The 15700-nt window shown below is 47.0% G+C and carries 13 protein-coding genes; all 13 read right to left on the reverse strand.

Features of this window, described 5'->3' with window-relative positions; genetic code table 11:
* Positions 1-974, reverse strand: a 974-nt coding sequence (locus TES5_RS15305) for a hypothetical protein (protein WP_198143274.1), incomplete at its 3' end; no start/stop codon positions are given.
* 835 nt (positions 975-1809) lie between these two features.
* Entirely contained in the window at positions 1810-2988 is a 1179-nt protein-coding gene (locus tag TES5_RS00505) for a CapA family protein (RefSeq protein WP_068559305.1), read from the reverse strand.
* Between the two features lie 335 nt (positions 2989-3323).
* Complete coding sequence (nspC, locus tag TES5_RS00510) at positions 3324-4451, reverse strand: carboxynorspermidine decarboxylase (RefSeq protein WP_198143280.1); 1128 nt, start codon at positions 4449-4451, stop codon at positions 3324-3326.
* 21 nt (positions 4452-4472) lie between these two features.
* Positions 4473-5684, reverse strand: a complete 1212-nt coding sequence (locus tag TES5_RS00515) for a saccharopine dehydrogenase family protein (protein ID WP_068558668.1) — start codon at positions 5682-5684, stop codon at positions 4473-4475.
* 648 nt (positions 5685-6332) lie between these two features.
* Positions 6333-6920, reverse strand: a complete 588-nt coding sequence (gene leuD / locus TES5_RS00520; RefSeq protein ID WP_068558670.1) for a 3-isopropylmalate dehydratase small subunit — start codon at positions 6918-6920, stop codon at positions 6333-6335.
* Positions 6907-8295, reverse strand: coding sequence for a 3-isopropylmalate dehydratase large subunit (gene leuC / locus TES5_RS00525; protein WP_068558672.1), 1389 nt, complete (start codon positions 8293-8295; stop codon positions 6907-6909). The genes leuD and leuC overlap by 14 nt, the downstream gene beginning before the upstream one ends.
* A gap of 15 nt (positions 8296-8310) precedes the next feature.
* Positions 8311-9357 (reverse strand): 3-isopropylmalate dehydrogenase, encoded by a 1047-nt coding sequence (gene leuB, locus TES5_RS00530; RefSeq protein ID WP_068558674.1) that lies wholly within the window; start codon positions 9355-9357, stop codon positions 8311-8313.
* 18 nt (positions 9358-9375) lie between these two features.
* Entirely contained in the window at positions 9376-10932 is a 1557-nt protein-coding gene (locus TES5_RS00535) for a 2-isopropylmalate synthase (RefSeq protein WP_068559307.1), read from the reverse strand.
* Positions 10933-11474: 542 nt separating this feature from the next.
* Positions 11475-12473 (reverse strand): ABC transporter substrate-binding protein, encoded by a 999-nt coding sequence (locus tag TES5_RS00540; RefSeq protein ID WP_068559308.1) that lies wholly within the window; start codon positions 12471-12473, stop codon positions 11475-11477.
* 270 nt (positions 12474-12743) lie between these two features.
* Positions 12744-13319 (reverse strand): SOS response-associated peptidase, encoded by a 576-nt coding sequence (locus TES5_RS00545; protein ID WP_068558676.1) that lies wholly within the window; start codon positions 13317-13319, stop codon positions 12744-12746.
* Positions 13320-13421: 102 nt separating this feature from the next.
* Positions 13422-14108 carry a DUF554 domain-containing protein gene (locus tag TES5_RS00550; RefSeq protein WP_198143275.1) on the reverse strand — a complete coding sequence of 229 codons (687 nt, stop codon included), beginning with the start codon at positions 14106-14108 and terminating at the stop codon, positions 13422-13424.
* A 202-nt stretch (positions 14109-14310) separates the two neighbouring features.
* A complete protein-coding gene (locus TES5_RS00555) occupies positions 14311-14868 on the reverse strand; it encodes an NADPH-dependent FMN reductase (protein WP_232309250.1) in 558 nt (185 codons plus the stop codon).
* A 303-nt stretch (positions 14869-15171) separates the two neighbouring features.
* Positions 15172-15699, reverse strand: a complete 528-nt coding sequence (locus TES5_RS00560) for a biotin transporter BioY (RefSeq protein ID WP_068558678.1) — start codon at positions 15697-15699, stop codon at positions 15172-15174.
* Position 15700 lies beyond the last annotated feature (1 nt).

Raw genomic sequence — 15700 nt, forward strand, 5'->3', positions numbered from 1 at the left:
GCTGCTGCTTCCGCTTCCGCCTGCGCTGCTGCTTCCGCTTCCGCCTGAGCTGCTGCTTCCGCTTCCGCCTGAGCTGCTGCTTCCGCTTCCGCCTGGGCTGCTGCTTCCGCTTCCGCCTGAGCTGCTGCTTCCGCTTCCGCCTGAGCTGCTGCTTCCGCTTCCGCCTGAGCTGCTGCTTCCGCTTCCGCCTGGGCTGCTGCTTCCGCTTCCGCCTGAGCTGCTGCTTCCGCTTCCGCCTGAGCTGCTGCTTCCGCTTCCGCCTGAGCTGCTGCTTCCGCTTCCGCCTGGGCTGCTGCTTCCGCTTCCGCCTGAGCTGCTGCTTCCGCTTCCGCCTGAGCTGCTGCTTCCGCTTCCGCCTGGGCTGCTGCTTCCGCTTCCGCCTGAGCTGCTGCTTCCGCTTCCGCCTGGGCTGCTGCTTCCGCTGCTGCTTGGGCGATTGGATTGACGAGAGATAATGTTCTTACGTTACCAGACATGAAGATGTCCACTGCCCCGGATTCCTCTTCGCTGAGCGTTCCTGCCAGTATTTTGAGGGAAATTGTTTCAGAAGAATGGTCTGTAATATCAGTAGTGAATGACATGGTGAGTGTTTCTGCGGCGGTGCTGTATGTGTATCCTTTTAAAACTGTCACCGCACCGATATCCGTACGATTGATTTGTTGAACATTCGTACTAATATTATACGGTGTACCTAGGCCGCTGCTGTATTCAAGTTCGAGTTTCGGAGCCCGTTTGTCCTCAGAATCAAATTTCGTTACGGTCACAACCCAATCAACAGCCGTTCCTGATCCGTTGACCGTTCCAGTTGCGCTCGCAGTCCCATCATCCATAGGTAAGGCCATCTGGACTGTTCCGATTTCTGCGGCTAATACATCGATTGCGGTATAGGCTGACAAAAAGGATGGCATCACTGTCATCAATGTTATCAGCAAAAAAACAATTCTGTTGAGCAGTAAAAAATACTTTTTTCTCATATTCCTCCATCTCCTCTTTATTTCGAAAGTGACGGTACAAGTGGCTGACGCATTGGCTTGAAGCTGCTGTGAATCACGCAAGTCAACAAATCCAAGAGCTGCGAAGGACCGATACAATGAAAAACGACAAACGCTTTTACTCAAAACGGATCTATCGAGAACAGAGAATAATCAAAGGGTGGGATACAAACGTGGGATTTTCGGAGAATGCATCAGAGAAAAACGGATAGCTTAAACATTGCTGGTAGCCGAGCATTCAAATACATACATCAAAATAAAGATTTTGGCATGCTAAATCAGTTTGTTGAAAAAACTTACCTATTATTAGTTCAACTGCGATTCAAGCATTCAACCACCTGTATGTTCAAAGGTTTATCGGCGTTCAAAATAAGCTGATTACTCCGTGTTATTTTCCATAGGATCTATTATAAAAATGGGTAAGCGAAGAATAAGATCGGGTATGTCTTGCTGGATGATTTTTGAGAGGATGTCAAAAAAGAACGTAAGTTTACTGGAATTACTTTTGTGTAAATCGAGGAAATCTAGTTGTGAAAGTATTTGGGTGGTTTGCTCATTTGTTTGAGCGGAGGGTGTATTTTTGGTGGTACGCTGACATGATCACTGATATTTCAATCGGGAGTTTTTCTGAGGTGGATAGAATATCGCGATAGGATTTTCCATCTGCCTACAATATAGTATAAATAAGCGGTTTCGTCAATCATTAGTATGCAATTTTCGGAAGGCTTCGGTTTCATGTTTGTTTCTTTTCAAGAAATGCTTGCTGTACCGCTGATTACCGATGCCTTCAAAAAAATGCATTATTGTATTTTTTCCGTTACTCCAACATTTCTGCAGGAATGACGTTCTTCACGAGGGAAAGATAATTATTCGGCGTTATTTCCAGGTCCTCATAACCGTTCAACCCATGCTCCAAGGCTAACTCTTCCGAGTAATTTTCCAACTTGTAAATTTTAAAATCCCGCCGTGAGTTCTCAACATTTCGCGGATCTGCCACATAGTGCGAAACAGTAGGCTCGAATTGGACGTTTTCGATACTCATCGTCTCATCATCAGCAACGACAAAATCAAAAGTCACCATGCCTCCGAGCGTATTATAATCCGTCAGCGAGTGGGCAATAAAATTCCCCAGAGAATAGACCACAAGGGTTTTATTTTGATTTACGCCGGTCACCCACTCAATCGGTTGCAGAATGTGTGGGTGGGTGCCGATGACGACATCGACCTCCAGATCTGCAAACAATTGTGCATAAGTACGTTGCATCTCGTTGACTTCCTGCGTATTTTCGTCACCCCAGTGCGCCGAAACGATGACAGCATCGCTGACGCTTTTGGCATTGGCAACATCCTGGCGAATCTGCTCTTCGTCAAAATAGGCTACCCGATAAGAGGTGTCCGGCTCAATACCGTTCGTGCCGTAAGTATAGGTCAAAAAAGCGAACGTGACGCCTTCTCTTTCGATTGTCCGGATTTCATCCCGATCCGCTTGACTCTCATAAATACCTGTGTAGATGACATCCTCCACTTCATTCCATACTGCCAGGGAATTGAGGGCGCCTGGGTAATCATAATCCAAGGCATGGTTCGTTGCGCCGTTGACCAAATCAAAGCCTAGGTCTTTCATATCCTGGGCGATTTCGGGCGGCGTATTGAACGCTGGGTAGCCCGAATAAGGATAATCTCCCCCCGCGCTGATCGTTTCTTGATTCAGAAAAGCGATATCCGCCTCTTCAATATCCTCTGCCACATTTTCGTAGATGAACTTGAAGTCATAGGTTCCGTCCGGCAATTCCGCATCCCGGAAAATGGAATCATGGATCAGATTATCCCCGACTCCGATGAAGGAAATGACTTTTTCCTCCTCGTTTTCGGAAACTGTATCATTTTGTTCAGAAGCGGTGTCCACGGATGCAACTTCAGGAACCGTATCCGCTTCATCCGCGCACCCCCATAATCCCAGCACAGCCAACGACATCACAAACGTTACTTTTCTCATTTTGTTCCCCTTTTCCGAAGGATTTTTCGCGATATTCGACAATTTGATTATACCGGACCCTATCGTCTTTGTCACTTGAGGCAAATTCTTCTTAGTCCTATTGTTTTTTATGGATATGCATATTTTAGCTGGAAAACTACAGTGCAAAATGTCCCGTTCCTCCGGCGAGGCTTCTTTCGCCGGAGCAGAATGGTAATATTTGGTCTCTTCTCCGAGGAGGCTTCTGCCCACAGGAGGAGACCATCAGAATGTGGTCCTCAACTCCGGCCAAGCGCCCCACGCCGGAGAACAGCAAAAAAGCTGTCTCATGAGAGACAGCTCCACTATTCAAAATTCTACAGTCGTGATTTGAAATCTTCGTATCCGAAGGTCTTGATGACTTTCGTGCCGTCTTTGACCGTATGGGCTGCGATGGCCGGCAGTTGGATGCCGTTGAAGGTCGTGTTCTTGACCATCGAATAGATGGCCATATCCGTGAAAATCAGGCGATTGCCGGGCTGAAGCGGCTCATCGAAAGAATAATCCCCGATGACGTCCCCTGCCAAGCAAGTCTGTCCACCTAAACGGTACGTGTGCGCCTTATCACCGGCTTCACCGGAACCGATGATGAACGGGCGGTAAGGCATTTCCAATACGTCAGGCATGTGGCAAGTCGCGGATGTATCCAGAATGGCCAAATTCATTTGGTTATAGGTCGTCTCCAACACACTCGCAACAAGGAATCCCGCATTCAATGCGATCGCTTCGCCAGGCTCAAGATAGACCTGCACAGCATATTTTTCTTTGATATAGTTGACGATCTTCACCAATTTGGCGATATCGTAACCTTCTTTGGTGATGTGGTGCCCACCGCCGAAGTTCACCCATTTCATACCGTGCAGATATTTCCCGAATTTTTCCTCGAATGCGACCAAAGTCGCTTCCAAAGCATCGGAACCTTGTTCGCAAAGGGTGTGGAAATGCAGTCCGTCCAAAAGTTCGACTTGGCCTTCGTCGAAATTGACGGCTGTCGTTCCCAAACGCGAAAACGGGCTGGCCGGGTCATAAAGCGCATGATCCTGCGTCGAAAGTTCTGGATTGACGCGCAAGCCAATTTCGATCGGACGCGGGCTGTTCTTCACCATTTCGGCGTACAGCTTCACTTGGTTAGGGGAATTGAAGACGATGTGATCCACGATCGGGAGCAACGCCTCCATTTCTTCCTTCTTGAAAGCCGGCGCAAAGACATGCGTCTCTTTGCCGAATTCCTCAAAACCCAGTTGTGCCTCATGGACGGAGCTGGCTGTCGTGCCGTCCAGATACTCGGCGATCAAAGGGTAGAAATGATACATTGAAAAAGCCTTTTGAGCCAACAAGATCTTGCAACCTGTCTGATCCTTGACCGATTTCAGGATTTCCAGATTGCGGCGCAATAAAGTTTCATCCACCACATAGCTGGGTGTCGGCAAGGATTGAAAATCGATTGTTGTGTCCATCCGTACCTCCTAGTCGACCAAGGTAGGATTGAAGTCCTCTTGCCAAGGCAAGCCGTAGACGTTCAATGCTTCCATGAATGGATCCGGATTGAATTCTTCGATATTGTACACACCTGGTTTTTTCCACTGTCCGGTCAAGACCATAGCTGCCCCGATCATCGCTGGGACACCGGTTGTGTATGAGACAGCTTGCGAGCCGACTTCTTTGTAGCATTCTTCATGGTCGCAGACGTTGTAGATGTAGTATGTCTTCTCTTTTCCGTCTTTGATTCCGGTGAAGATGTTACCGATGTTCGTTTTTCCTTTTGTGCGCGGTCCCAATGAAGCTGGATCAGGCAATACAGCTTTCAGGAATTGTAGCGGCACGATTTGTTTGCCTTCGAATTCGATCGGCTCGATGGAAGTCATGCCCACATTCTCCAACACTTTCAAATGCGTCAGGTAGCTTTCGCCGAATGTCATGAAGAAACGGATGCGTTTGATGCCTTTGATGTTCAAAGCCAAAGATTCGATTTCTTCGTGGTGCAGCAAATACATGTCCTTCTTGCCGACCTGATCGAAATTGTATTCGCGTTTGATTTCCATCGGTTCCGTTTCGATCCATTTACCATCTTCCCAATAGCTTCCGTTTGCGGTCACTTCGCGGATGTTGATCTCCGGATTGAAGTTGGTTGCGAAAGGATAACCATGATCGCCGCCGTTGCAGTCCAGGATATCGATCGTATGGATTTCATCGAAATGATGTTTTTGGGCATAGGCAGAGAATACGCTTGTTACGCCCGGGTCAAAGCCTGATCCCAACAACGCGGTGATGCCGGCTTTTTCGAAACGCTCGCGGTAATCCCATTGCCATTTGTATTCAAATTTAGCTGTATCTTCCGGTTCATAGTTCGCTGTGTCGACATAATTAGTTTTTGTTTCAAGACAGGCATCCATGATGGTCAAGTCTTGGTATGGCAAAGCCACATTAATCACGATATCCGGTTTGTATTCATTGATCAGCGCCACTAATTCAGGAACATTGTTCGCATCCACTTGGGCAGTCGTTATTTTTGAACGCCCAGCATAAATGCCGCTTTCGATCCGATCTTTGATTTCATCGCATTTTGACTTGGTACGACTGGCAATCATAAATTCTTCGAACACTTCTGAATTTTGGGCACATTTATGGCATACGACGTTGGAAACGCCACCGGCACCAATAATTAAAGCTCTACTCATCTTATTCATTCCTCCTGTAGGGAAAATTCATTCATCCATCCTGCGGGCCTTTTTCTGCAGATATCCTCAAATAGGGGCTTAACGACAGACAAGATATTATAACATAAAGCAGTTTAGGATAATGTTTTTTTAGCGACAACGACAACATATCGTCATATTTGCCAACCTTGGCACAACTCCATCTTACAACACTTCAAAAAAACAAGCGAGAAATCCCCTCCAATTGAAGGAAATTTCTCGCTTATCCTATTACAATTTTAAAAAATTTAAAATGCATCACCCTAGGTGTTTGAAGTACTCCCAAAGTGTTCCCCGCACCAATAATGATGGCTAGTTCCACGGATTAGCCCTTCGGAAAGGACAAAGGAACCCCTTGTCTCTACGAGCCAAGGATACTATTCGACTAACCTGCTGACGCAGGAAGTCTCTCAGCATATTGCGCTCTACGATGCTCAGTTGCATGGGAGTCTTTGGGATTCATCCCTTAGAGTCCCAGTACAAGGTGACCGTAGGGAACGTTGCGAGGACAGATTTCCTAAATTGTCATGACTCTTGCGATTTCAATCGCTTAGAGGCATGATACACTTGACCGATTAGGTCACAGTGTTTCCTTAATCAGGGCTGAACGAATCCGTTCCACTTTTATATCTATGCGTATATATTGTCCCATTTTGTTTCGTACGCATCAATCTCATCTTTATAGGCCATCGTTTCGGTGATGTCGTCGATGCCGTTTTCCAATTTATGCTTCCAAGTCGGATCGATGGCGAACGGATACTCGGCTGCGTTGGTTCTGACCACTTGATTCGACAAGTCGATCTGGATGGTTTCATCCGCCGGTAATTGCGCCAACGCATCACGTTGCTCTTGCGGCAATTCGATCAGCAATAGACCATTCTTCAAGGAATTCATATAGAAGATATCGCTGTAACTGCCGGCGATAATGACTCGGAAGCGGTAATCCTTCAATGCCCATGCGGCATGTTCACGGGAAGAGCCACAGCCGAAATTATCTCCCGTTACGAGGATTGTCGCTTCTTGGCGGTCGGCATCGTTCAAAGGGAACTCCGGATTCGGATCGCCATTTTTCAAGAAACGCCATTCATCAAAAACGAAAGCGCCGAAACCCGTTTTTTCGATCCGTTTCAGGAATACTTTCGGAATGATTTGGTCGGTATCGATGTTGTTGTTCATCAAAGCAACGGTCTTACCGTTATGTACTTTAATTGGCTCCATAAGTCACTGCTTCCTTTCTGATATCCACAAATTTACCGTTCACTGCGGCAGCTCCTGCCATTGCCGGGCTGACCAAGTGCGTCCGCGAACCTTTGCCTTGACGGCCTTCAAAGTTACGGTTGGAAGTCGAAGCACAGTGTACGCCAGCAGGCACTTTATCCGGGTTCATCCCCAAGCAAGCCGAGCATCCTGGCTCGCGCCATTCAAATCCCGCATCGATGAAGATTTTGTCCAATCCCAATTCCGCGGCCGCATCGCGGACGGTCCGGCTGCCCGGTACAACCATCGCTTGGATATGGGCAGGTACTTGTCCGCCTTTGACATACTTCGCCGCTTCGATCAGATCGGACAGGCGGGCATTTGTACAAGAGCCGATGAAGACAAAGCCCAATGGAATATCTTCCGCCGTTTGACCAGGTTTCAGATCCATGTAGTTATAGGCACGCTCATCATTTTTGTCCTGGATTTCCGGGAATTTTTCTCCGAACTGCACACCCATACCTGGATTGGTTCCCCAAGTTACATAAGGAGCCAAGTCGGAAACATCGATAGCGATGTCAGTGTCATAGACAGCATCCGGATCGCTCTTCAGCGTCTCCCAATCGGCAATGGCTTTCTCCATGTTTTCCGGTGCATAACGGCGACCGCGCAAGTAATCGTAAGTAGTCTGGTCCGGTGCCATCATGCCGATTTTTGCACCGAACTCGATGGACATATTACAGATTGTCATCCGTTCTTCCATCGTCAAAGCTTCCACTGTATCTCCGTAAAATTCAATCGCATAACCACTTCCGAAGGCTGCTCCGTAAGTCGCAATCAAATGTAGGATGATATCTTTCGCGTAGACGCCCGCAGGCAATTTGCCGGTGATTTTTACGCCCATCGATTTCGGTTTTTTCTGCCAGATTGATTGCGTTGCAAAAACATGCTCCACTTCCGAGCTGCCGATACCGAATGCCATCGCTCCGAAGGCCCCATGCGTAGCCGTATGTGAATCTCCGCAGACGACAATCTTACCAGGTTGGGTTGCGCCCAATTCCGGTCCTACCATGTGCACAATCCCTTGATTGGCTGTTCCGATATCCATTAATAGAATGTTGAATTCTGCGCAATTCTTTTGCAGCGCTTCAATCTGTTTCTTAGAAATCAGGTCTTTAATATTGTAGATGTCTTCCGTCGGCACATTATGGTCGACCGTTGCGATCGTTTTGTCAGGACGTCGGACTGGGCGGTTGGTTTCGCGCAAGCCATCAAAGCCTTGTGGCGAAGTGACTTCATGGATCAGGTGCAGGTCCACGTACAACAATTGTGGTTCACCTTCTGGTCCTGTAATGACGTGTCTGTCCCATAGTTTATCAAAAAGCGTTCTGCTCATACTATCTACTCCCCTTCACTTTTCCAAAATGGCTTTCACTTGTTCAGTAAATGCTGTCGTTGTCGTCGTGCCGCCCAGATCGGCCGTCAGGAACCCGGCATCCATCACCTCGGAGGCCGCTTTTTCAAGCGCAGCAGCCTCTTCATGCAGCTGGAAGCTTTGGCGCAACATCATGGCTACGGATAGGATCATCGACATCGGGTTGGCGATGTTTTTACCGGCGATATCCGGTGCGGATCCATGGATCGGTTCATATAACGAAGGACCGGATACCGCATGGCTTCCGGAAGGCAACATCCCCAGTGAGCCTGTGATGACGGATGCTTCGTCGCTCAGGATGTCCCCGAACATGTTTTCCGTCACGATGACATCGAATGAGGTCGGATCTTGGATAATTTTCATCGAAGCCGCATCGACATACAAGTGATCCACGGTCACTTCCGGATATTCTGTCGCGATTTCATTCACGGTTTTGCGCCATAATTTGCTGCTGGCCAATACGTTGGCTTTATCGACGGAAGTCAGTTTTTTGCCGCGCGTCATCGCGATGTCAAAAGCCTGGCGGACAATCCGATCGATTTCGCTCTTTTTATAGAATAAAGTATCAGTCGCTTCCTCATCGTTCCAATGCTTCGGCTGGCCGAAGTACAGGCCGCCAGTCAATTCACGGACCACGATGAAGTCTGTGCCTTTTACCCGCTCCGTCTTCAAAGGGGAGAGGTGGGCGATGCTGTCGCTGACGGCAATCGGACGGATGTTCGAGAAAAGTCCCAATGTCTTACGTAATTGCAACAGGCCATCTTCCGGTGTTTTCTCGGCTGTTTCCCATTTTGGGCCACCGATTGCGGCCAAAAGAATCGCATCAGCTTCTGAACAGCCTTTGATTGTTTGTGGCGGAATCGGATCACCGGTTTCATCGATACCGGCTCCTCCGAATGGGTAAACTGTTACGTTGAATTCATGCTGAAATTTTTTGCCGAGCGTTTCCAGCAAGGTCAAGCCGCTTTCCATTATTTCTGGTCCAATGCCATCTCCGGGCAATGCTGCAATCGTATAATTCATCTTACTTTTTCCCCCTCATCAGAAATGTGCTGATACTTTTTCTATTGTCTGTTTATTTTTTGCTTTTCCGCTGGCTTGGATGTACGCTTTCGCGGATGCCGTCAGAACGTCGAAGTCGATACCTGTTCCGTTATAGCTCTTGCCGTCCTCATCCTCCACGACCACGTGCACTTCTGCTTGCGCATCTTTCCCGCCTGTGATGGCTTCGATGTTGTATTCCTTCAGAATGATTTCTTGCTCCATAATGCGGTTGATGGTATTGTAGATCGCTTCGATGCTTCCCGATCCGGTTGCGGAATCCTGCATCTTCGCTTCTTTATTGCCCTTATCCTGGATGCCGACGATCGCCGCTTGGATGCCATCTTTCACAAACTGCACTTGCAGTCGTTTCAACTCGTAAGCCGATTCATCTTCGATCGACTTACCGACCATCAGCGCATGGATGTCCTCTTCGGTCACGTTCTTCTTCTTGTCAGCCAGTTCTTTGAAGCGGGCGAACAATATTTTGATTTCAGCGGGATCGCTGATTTCATAGCCCATTTGCGCAATCCGATCCACAAAGGCGTGACGGCCGGACAGCTTGCCAAGCGGCAATGAGTTATGCTCCACACCGACCAATTGCGGTGTGATGATTTCGTAGGTTTCCGGGTTCTTCAGCACACCATCCTGATGGATCCCGGACTCGTGTGCGTAGGCATTACCGCCGATGACGGCTTTGTTGCGCGGAACCGGCATGCCGGAAAGGCGGCTGACCAAATCGCTTGTGCGCTTCGTTTCCTTCAGTACCATACCCATTTCTTTCTCATAATAATTTTTGCGGATGTGGAGCGCAACTGCAACTTCCTCAAGTGCCGTATTTCCTGCACGCTCTCCGATGCCGTTGATGGTGCCCTCTACCCGAAGCGCGCCATTTTCGACTGCAGCCAAAGCGTTCGCCGTTGCCATGCCCAAATCGTCGTGGCAATGTGAGGAGAAGATGACGTCATCAAAGCGGGTTACATTTTGCTTCAGGTATTTGAACAGATTTCCGAATTCAGTCGGATTGGTATAGCCAACGGTATCAGGAATGTTGATGACCGTTGCGCCCTTTTCGATAGCCAGATTGACGACTTCAACCAAGAAATCCCAATCGCTTCTGGTCGCATCCTCAGGGGAGAACTGAACTTTCTCAAATTTTGATTTGGCGTATGCCACATGGTGTGCAACAGACGCCAACACTTCTGCTTTGCTCATCTTCAGCTTGAATTCCATATGGACAGGGCTCGTCGCAATAAAAATATGGATTTGTGGATCTGCCGCATCCTTCAAGGCTTCATAAGCTGCATCGATGTCCTTTTCGTTGCAACGCGCAAGTCCTGCTACTGTCATGTTTTTGACAGCGCCGGCGATCGCTTTTACCGCCTCGAAGTCGCCTTCTGAAGAAATCGGGAAACCCGCCTCGATAACATCGATCCCCCATTTTTCCATCTGCAAGGCAATCTGTACTTTTTCCTTCGTATTGAAGTTCACACCAGGTGTCTGTTCCCCATCGCGCAGAGTCGTATCAAAGAATTGAATGTACTGTTTTTCGGTCATGGTCTTTTCCTCCGGTTCATTTTTCATTTATTGGTTTCATTAAAGATTCATAAGAGTAAATTTCGAAAAAAAATGCATCCACAAATAATGGATGCATTTCGAAGGTCAATAAATAATCGCTTCAGCCCCATTATTTGTCAATGCCAAGCAGGGCTCAAACGACTGATATTCCAGTGTCCAAGCCCTGCTATAATAATAAGCCGTTGAAAGAAGGGGTAGTCCCCATGATTACATTAGCCGATACGTTTGCATCTTCCATGACGATCCCCTCCTTTCCTTTTTTTGTAGCCTTCTAATTTTTAACTAAGTTTTATTATCGTATTCTCATTTTATGCAATGTGCCTTCTTTTGTCAACCCCTTTTGCTGTTTCCTTACAAAATCGTGTAACACATCGCTTAAGCCGAGGGGAAACGCAGAAGATTGTGTCCACAACTCCGGCGAGGCCTCCGTCGCCGGAGCAGAACAATATACGCTCGGGTACGCCACAAAAAAACGAGGCTGCCACACTTTAGTGAGGCAATCTCGTTTTAAAATGAATAACTTATTCTGGCATTTTGATGCTGTCTGGATCAATTCCCAATGCTTCAGCCATCTCTTCATTGATGACCAATTGCAGCGTCTCAGGGAATTGTACCGGCAGTTCGGAAGGAAGTTTACCTTCTTCCAAAATTTGCAAGGCCATTTCGCCTGTCTGACGCCCTAATTCCTTGAAGTCGATTCCGTAAGTTGCCAATCCGCCCACTTCCACCATATCAGTGGCGCCAGGAATGACAGGGATTTTGGCTTCCATCGCGATTTGGCCAACGGTAGCCATTGTGCTGGATAAGGTATTGTCTGTCGGAATATAGATCGCGTCCACTTTTTGTACCAACGATTCCATCACTTGTTGGACATCGTTTGTCGAAGTAACGGTCATGATTTCGACGTTCACGCCTGCTGCTTCCAGCAACGCTTTCGCTTGATCACTTTGGACAACGGAATTCATTTCACTGGAGTTAAAGATGATCCCTACCGTTTCTGCAGTAGGTACAATCGACAACAACAGTTCAATCTGCTTGTCCATTGGTGCTTGGTCGCTTGTTCCGGTGATGTTCGCTCCCGGTTCTTCCGCGCTTGCCACCAGTCCGGCATCTATTGGATCGGTTACGGCAGTGAACAGAACTGCATTTTCTTTTTCTGCGTTTGCTATCGCTTGTGAAGCCGGGGTCGATATCGATAAAATAAGGTCATTATTGCCTGCTAAGCGCTCAGCCATACTCTGCAGGTTGGCTTGGTCACCCTGGGCATTCTGGTAATCTACGACCAGATTGTCGCCTTCGACGTACCCAGCTTCCTCCAGCACTTCCAAGAACCCTGTGCGGGCAGCCGATAAGGACTCGTGCTCAAGAATCTGCAGAATACCGATATGCACAGCATCATCTGAAACTGTCGAACTTGCTGCGGAAGAATCCGTCGCTTCTTCTGTACCGCCGGCGCATGCCCCAAGCAACAAAGCTGAAGTCAGTGCCAATGTTGTCGCTACTTTCTTTTTCCAATCCATTCCAATCATTTCATTTCCCCCTATTTTTAGTTTGTGCGAGAACTGCTTCGGCAATCAACCGCTTGTCCCTAGTACGAAAAAGCCCATTCAGATAGAATTATCCAAATGGGCTTTTCTGATGATGGGACTGCGACACCTTTGTTTGCGTTTGCATTAATCCTTCTAGCACATTAGTTATTTGCCTTCAGTTTATAAGAATCAGATAAGGATGTCAACGATTAAATTAAATTAAGATGAGCGTATTCTCATTTATAAACAATTAACGATTACTCATTCGATCAGCAGGCGCTGTTCTGTAGGTTTCAGCAACTTCCAAACCAATTTCGGATCAGCCTTCTGATCTAGATAGAAGGCTTCATCTTCAGGTTCCAGTATCACAGGCATGCGATCGTGGATAGCACGCATCTGATCATTGGCGGCCGTGGTGATGATGGAGAAAACAGTAAAAGGATTTCCGCTTTCATCCTGATAAGTCTTGAGGATACCGGCCATCGAAAAAATCGGGATATCTGCTACGGCAATTTTTCGTTTCAACTTTTCGTCGCCGACTTTCTCCCATTCAAAAAATGCAGTCGCCGGCACGAGACAACGCGCTGTCCGAAAGGGTTGGCTGAATGTCGGCTTTTCGAGTATTGTCTCTGCTCGGGCATTGATCAGAGGACGCTTAGCGAAAGGCTCAACAAACCCCCATTTGTGGTGAACAAGCTCGTTGCCCGGCATTATCAGTGGTGTGTAGTTGGTCGGAAATATTTCCGCGCGCTCTTCGACATCCTCTTTCATTTCCCCCAAAAGGTACCTTTCCCATAATTCACTCTTTGTCGCTTCCAGCGCATAACGTCCGCACATAGTTCTGTCCCCTTTTCGCTGACTTTCTTTGCTACCGATTATAACGGCAACGGAGTCGTTAATCAAAAAAGACGTCCGCTGGGGATCGTCTTCTTTCTGTCGTTACATAAAATATCCGAAAAGGATAGGAAAAAAAACAGCAGGCGCATAATTCATAATTTTCAGATTCGTCAATTTCAGCATGTTCAAAGCCAGACCAACAATCAGCAATGAGCCGACACAGGTCATTTCGTTGATTACAGAATCAGTCAAAAGCGGCGCTAGGACATTCGCAAAGAGTGTAATTCCGCCTTCATAAACGAGAATCAGACCTGCTGAAAGCAGTACCCCAATCCCTAGACTGGATGCCATCACGATGGCCGCGATGCCATCAATCAGTGACTTCGCAAATAACGTGTCATGATTTCCGGTCAAACCGCTCTGCAGAGCTCCGACAATCGCCATCGCGCCGACACAGAACAATAGACTTGCTGTGACGAACCCATTAGAAACAGAATGTTCCTTATTTTCAGAAGATACCCGGCTTTCTATTTCATCGCCCAACTGATTGATTTTTTTATCCAGATCGATCCATTCGCCGACCAAAGTCCCAAACACCATCGATAGGATGGTGATCAAAATATTTTCGCCCTTCAACATGCCACTCACGCCTATGTAAAGGACACATAACGCCAAAGCGTTCATCACTGCGCTGGCAATCCTATCCGATAAACCTTTCTTCAAAGCCAGACCGATACTGCCTCCCAAAATAATGGCCGCACTGTTGACCAAACTTCCCAACAAAACCACTTAATCCCCTCCGATTGTTTTCCCATGTATGCTGATCACTTGATTCGAATGCTTGCTTGCAAACTCAGTACGTTTCAGTATAGGTGTTCACTTTCAGAAAATCAATGGAGAAAATATAAAAGGAACCTGTCTTCGAAAAGAAATGATCGCCAGGACTCCCTGACGATCACAATCATCTATTCATTTCAATATTTAACGCTCATTAACGGATAGTTTTCAAAGCTCCGGACCATTTGATCAATTCATCGAACATTGCGGTTGCATTGCTTGCGTGATAATCGTTCGGCACAAAATTGCTCATGTTTTCGAAATCAGTCATCAATGAGAAATTCACTGTTGTGTGCACAGTTGCTACGCTCAACTCGCCAAGGATGACGCGCATATTTTCGTGTGCGCGGGCCCCGCCCAAACTTCCGTATCCAACAAATCCGGCTGCTTTATCCGCAACTTCAGGTTTCAGGAAATCCAATGCATTTTTCAAAGCGCCACCGACTGCATGGTTGTATTCAGGTGTCACAAATACATATCCATCAAATGAAGCCATTTTTTCTGACCAAGCTTGAATTGCTGCACCTGCTGCCGCTTGACGGTCTTCTGGTAATTTAGCGCCCAACAAAGGCAAGTCATAGTCTGCTAAAGCTACGATTTCGTATTCGATGCCGCCATCATTGCGTTTTTTGGCAAATTCATGGATCCATTCCGATACTGCCGCTGAGTTTCTTCCTTCACGTACGCTTCCAGAGATAATTCCGATTTTCATAATTGTTTTCCCCTTTTCATCTGTTTTTTTTGTATTTTTATTTCCAAATAAAGCATTACTAATACGAGATATCATAGATGTGTTTCCCAATTATTTTCCTCCATGCACTTGTTTTTCAATGAAGGGCTCACCCTCACCTCTCTTACATTTCGTAAGCTTGATATCATTATGCCACATCCCGGAATGTATTTCAAGTTATATATTCACGAATTCGAGATATTTTTCAAAATAAAAGCATCCAACCCCTTCCTACACCGGTCTGGATGCTTTATCTTGAATTATTTATGTTTTCAAAATCTAAATTCAGTGTTGGAAGGCACGAACATGCCCTTTTAAACGATCCGCCAGAATGATCGCCAATACAGCTTTAGCGATATCCCCCGGAATGAAAAGCAACATGCCCATCTGGAAAATCGCAGCCAAGTCGAATTGATTGCCCATGACAACATTCAGGATCATCGCCATGTAAGGCAAACCGATTGCGTACATGACGATTGTGCCGGCAACGGCTGCAATGCCATAATTCAAAAAGATTCCTTCTTTATTATGCACGAGATAGGAAATCAAAGTAGCAGCTGCAATAAATCCAAACACAAACCCAAAACTAGGAGTCAAAAAGGCTTGGAATCCGCCAAGCAATAATTTCAATAGCAAAGGCAGCAGTTGCGCAAAAAAGGCAGCTTTTGGACGCAGGAAGAAGCCGGTCAGCAGTACCATGAGTGTCTGCAAAGTGATCGGAACGGGGCCGACAGGGATGCTCAGGAAACCACTGACGAATGTCAAAGCCGCGAATATGCTGATTTGAGTCAAATCTCTTGTTGATAATTTCATA

This window comes from Trichococcus sp. ES5, assembly GCF_900067165.1.
GTDB classification, from domain to species: domain Bacteria; phylum Bacillota; class Bacilli; order Lactobacillales; family Aerococcaceae; genus Trichococcus; species Trichococcus flocculiformis.

Excerpts from the sequence above, each read along its gene's own strand:
- leuB (WP_068558674.1), bottom strand. The coding sequence starts at position 9,357 with ATGAATTATACGATTGCAGCATTGCCCGGAGATGGCATTGGACCAGAA.
- leuD (WP_068558670.1), bottom strand. The coding sequence starts at position 6,920 with ATGGAGCCAATTAAAGTACATAACGGTAAGACCGTTGCTTTGATGAAC.
- TES5_RS00505 (WP_068559305.1), bottom strand. The coding sequence starts at position 2,988 with ATGAGAAAAGTAACGTTTGTGATGTCGTTGGCTGTGCTGGGATTATGG.
- TES5_RS00540 (WP_068559308.1), bottom strand. The coding sequence starts at position 12,473 with ATGGATTGGAAAAAGAAAGTAGCGACAACATTGGCACTGACTTCAGCT.
- TES5_RS00555 (WP_232309250.1), bottom strand. The coding sequence starts at position 14,868 with ATGAAAATCGGAATTATCTCTGGAAGCGTACGTGAAGGAAGAAACTCA.
- TES5_RS00560 (WP_068558678.1), bottom strand. The coding sequence starts at position 15,699 with ATGAAATTATCAACAAGAGATTTGACTCAAATCAGCATATTCGCGGCT.
- TES5_RS00515 (WP_068558668.1), bottom strand. The coding sequence starts at position 5,684 with ATGAGTAGAGCTTTAATTATTGGTGCCGGTGGCGTTTCCAACGTCGTA.
- TES5_RS00545 (WP_068558676.1), bottom strand. The coding sequence starts at position 13,319 with ATGTGCGGACGTTATGCGCTGGAAGCGACAAAGAGTGAATTATGGGAA.
- leuC (WP_068558672.1), bottom strand. The coding sequence starts at position 8,295 with ATGAGCAGAACGCTTTTTGATAAACTATGGGACAGACACGTCATTACA.
- TES5_RS00535 (WP_068559307.1), bottom strand. The coding sequence starts at position 10,932 with ATGACCGAAAAACAGTACATTCAATTCTTTGATACGACTCTGCGCGAT.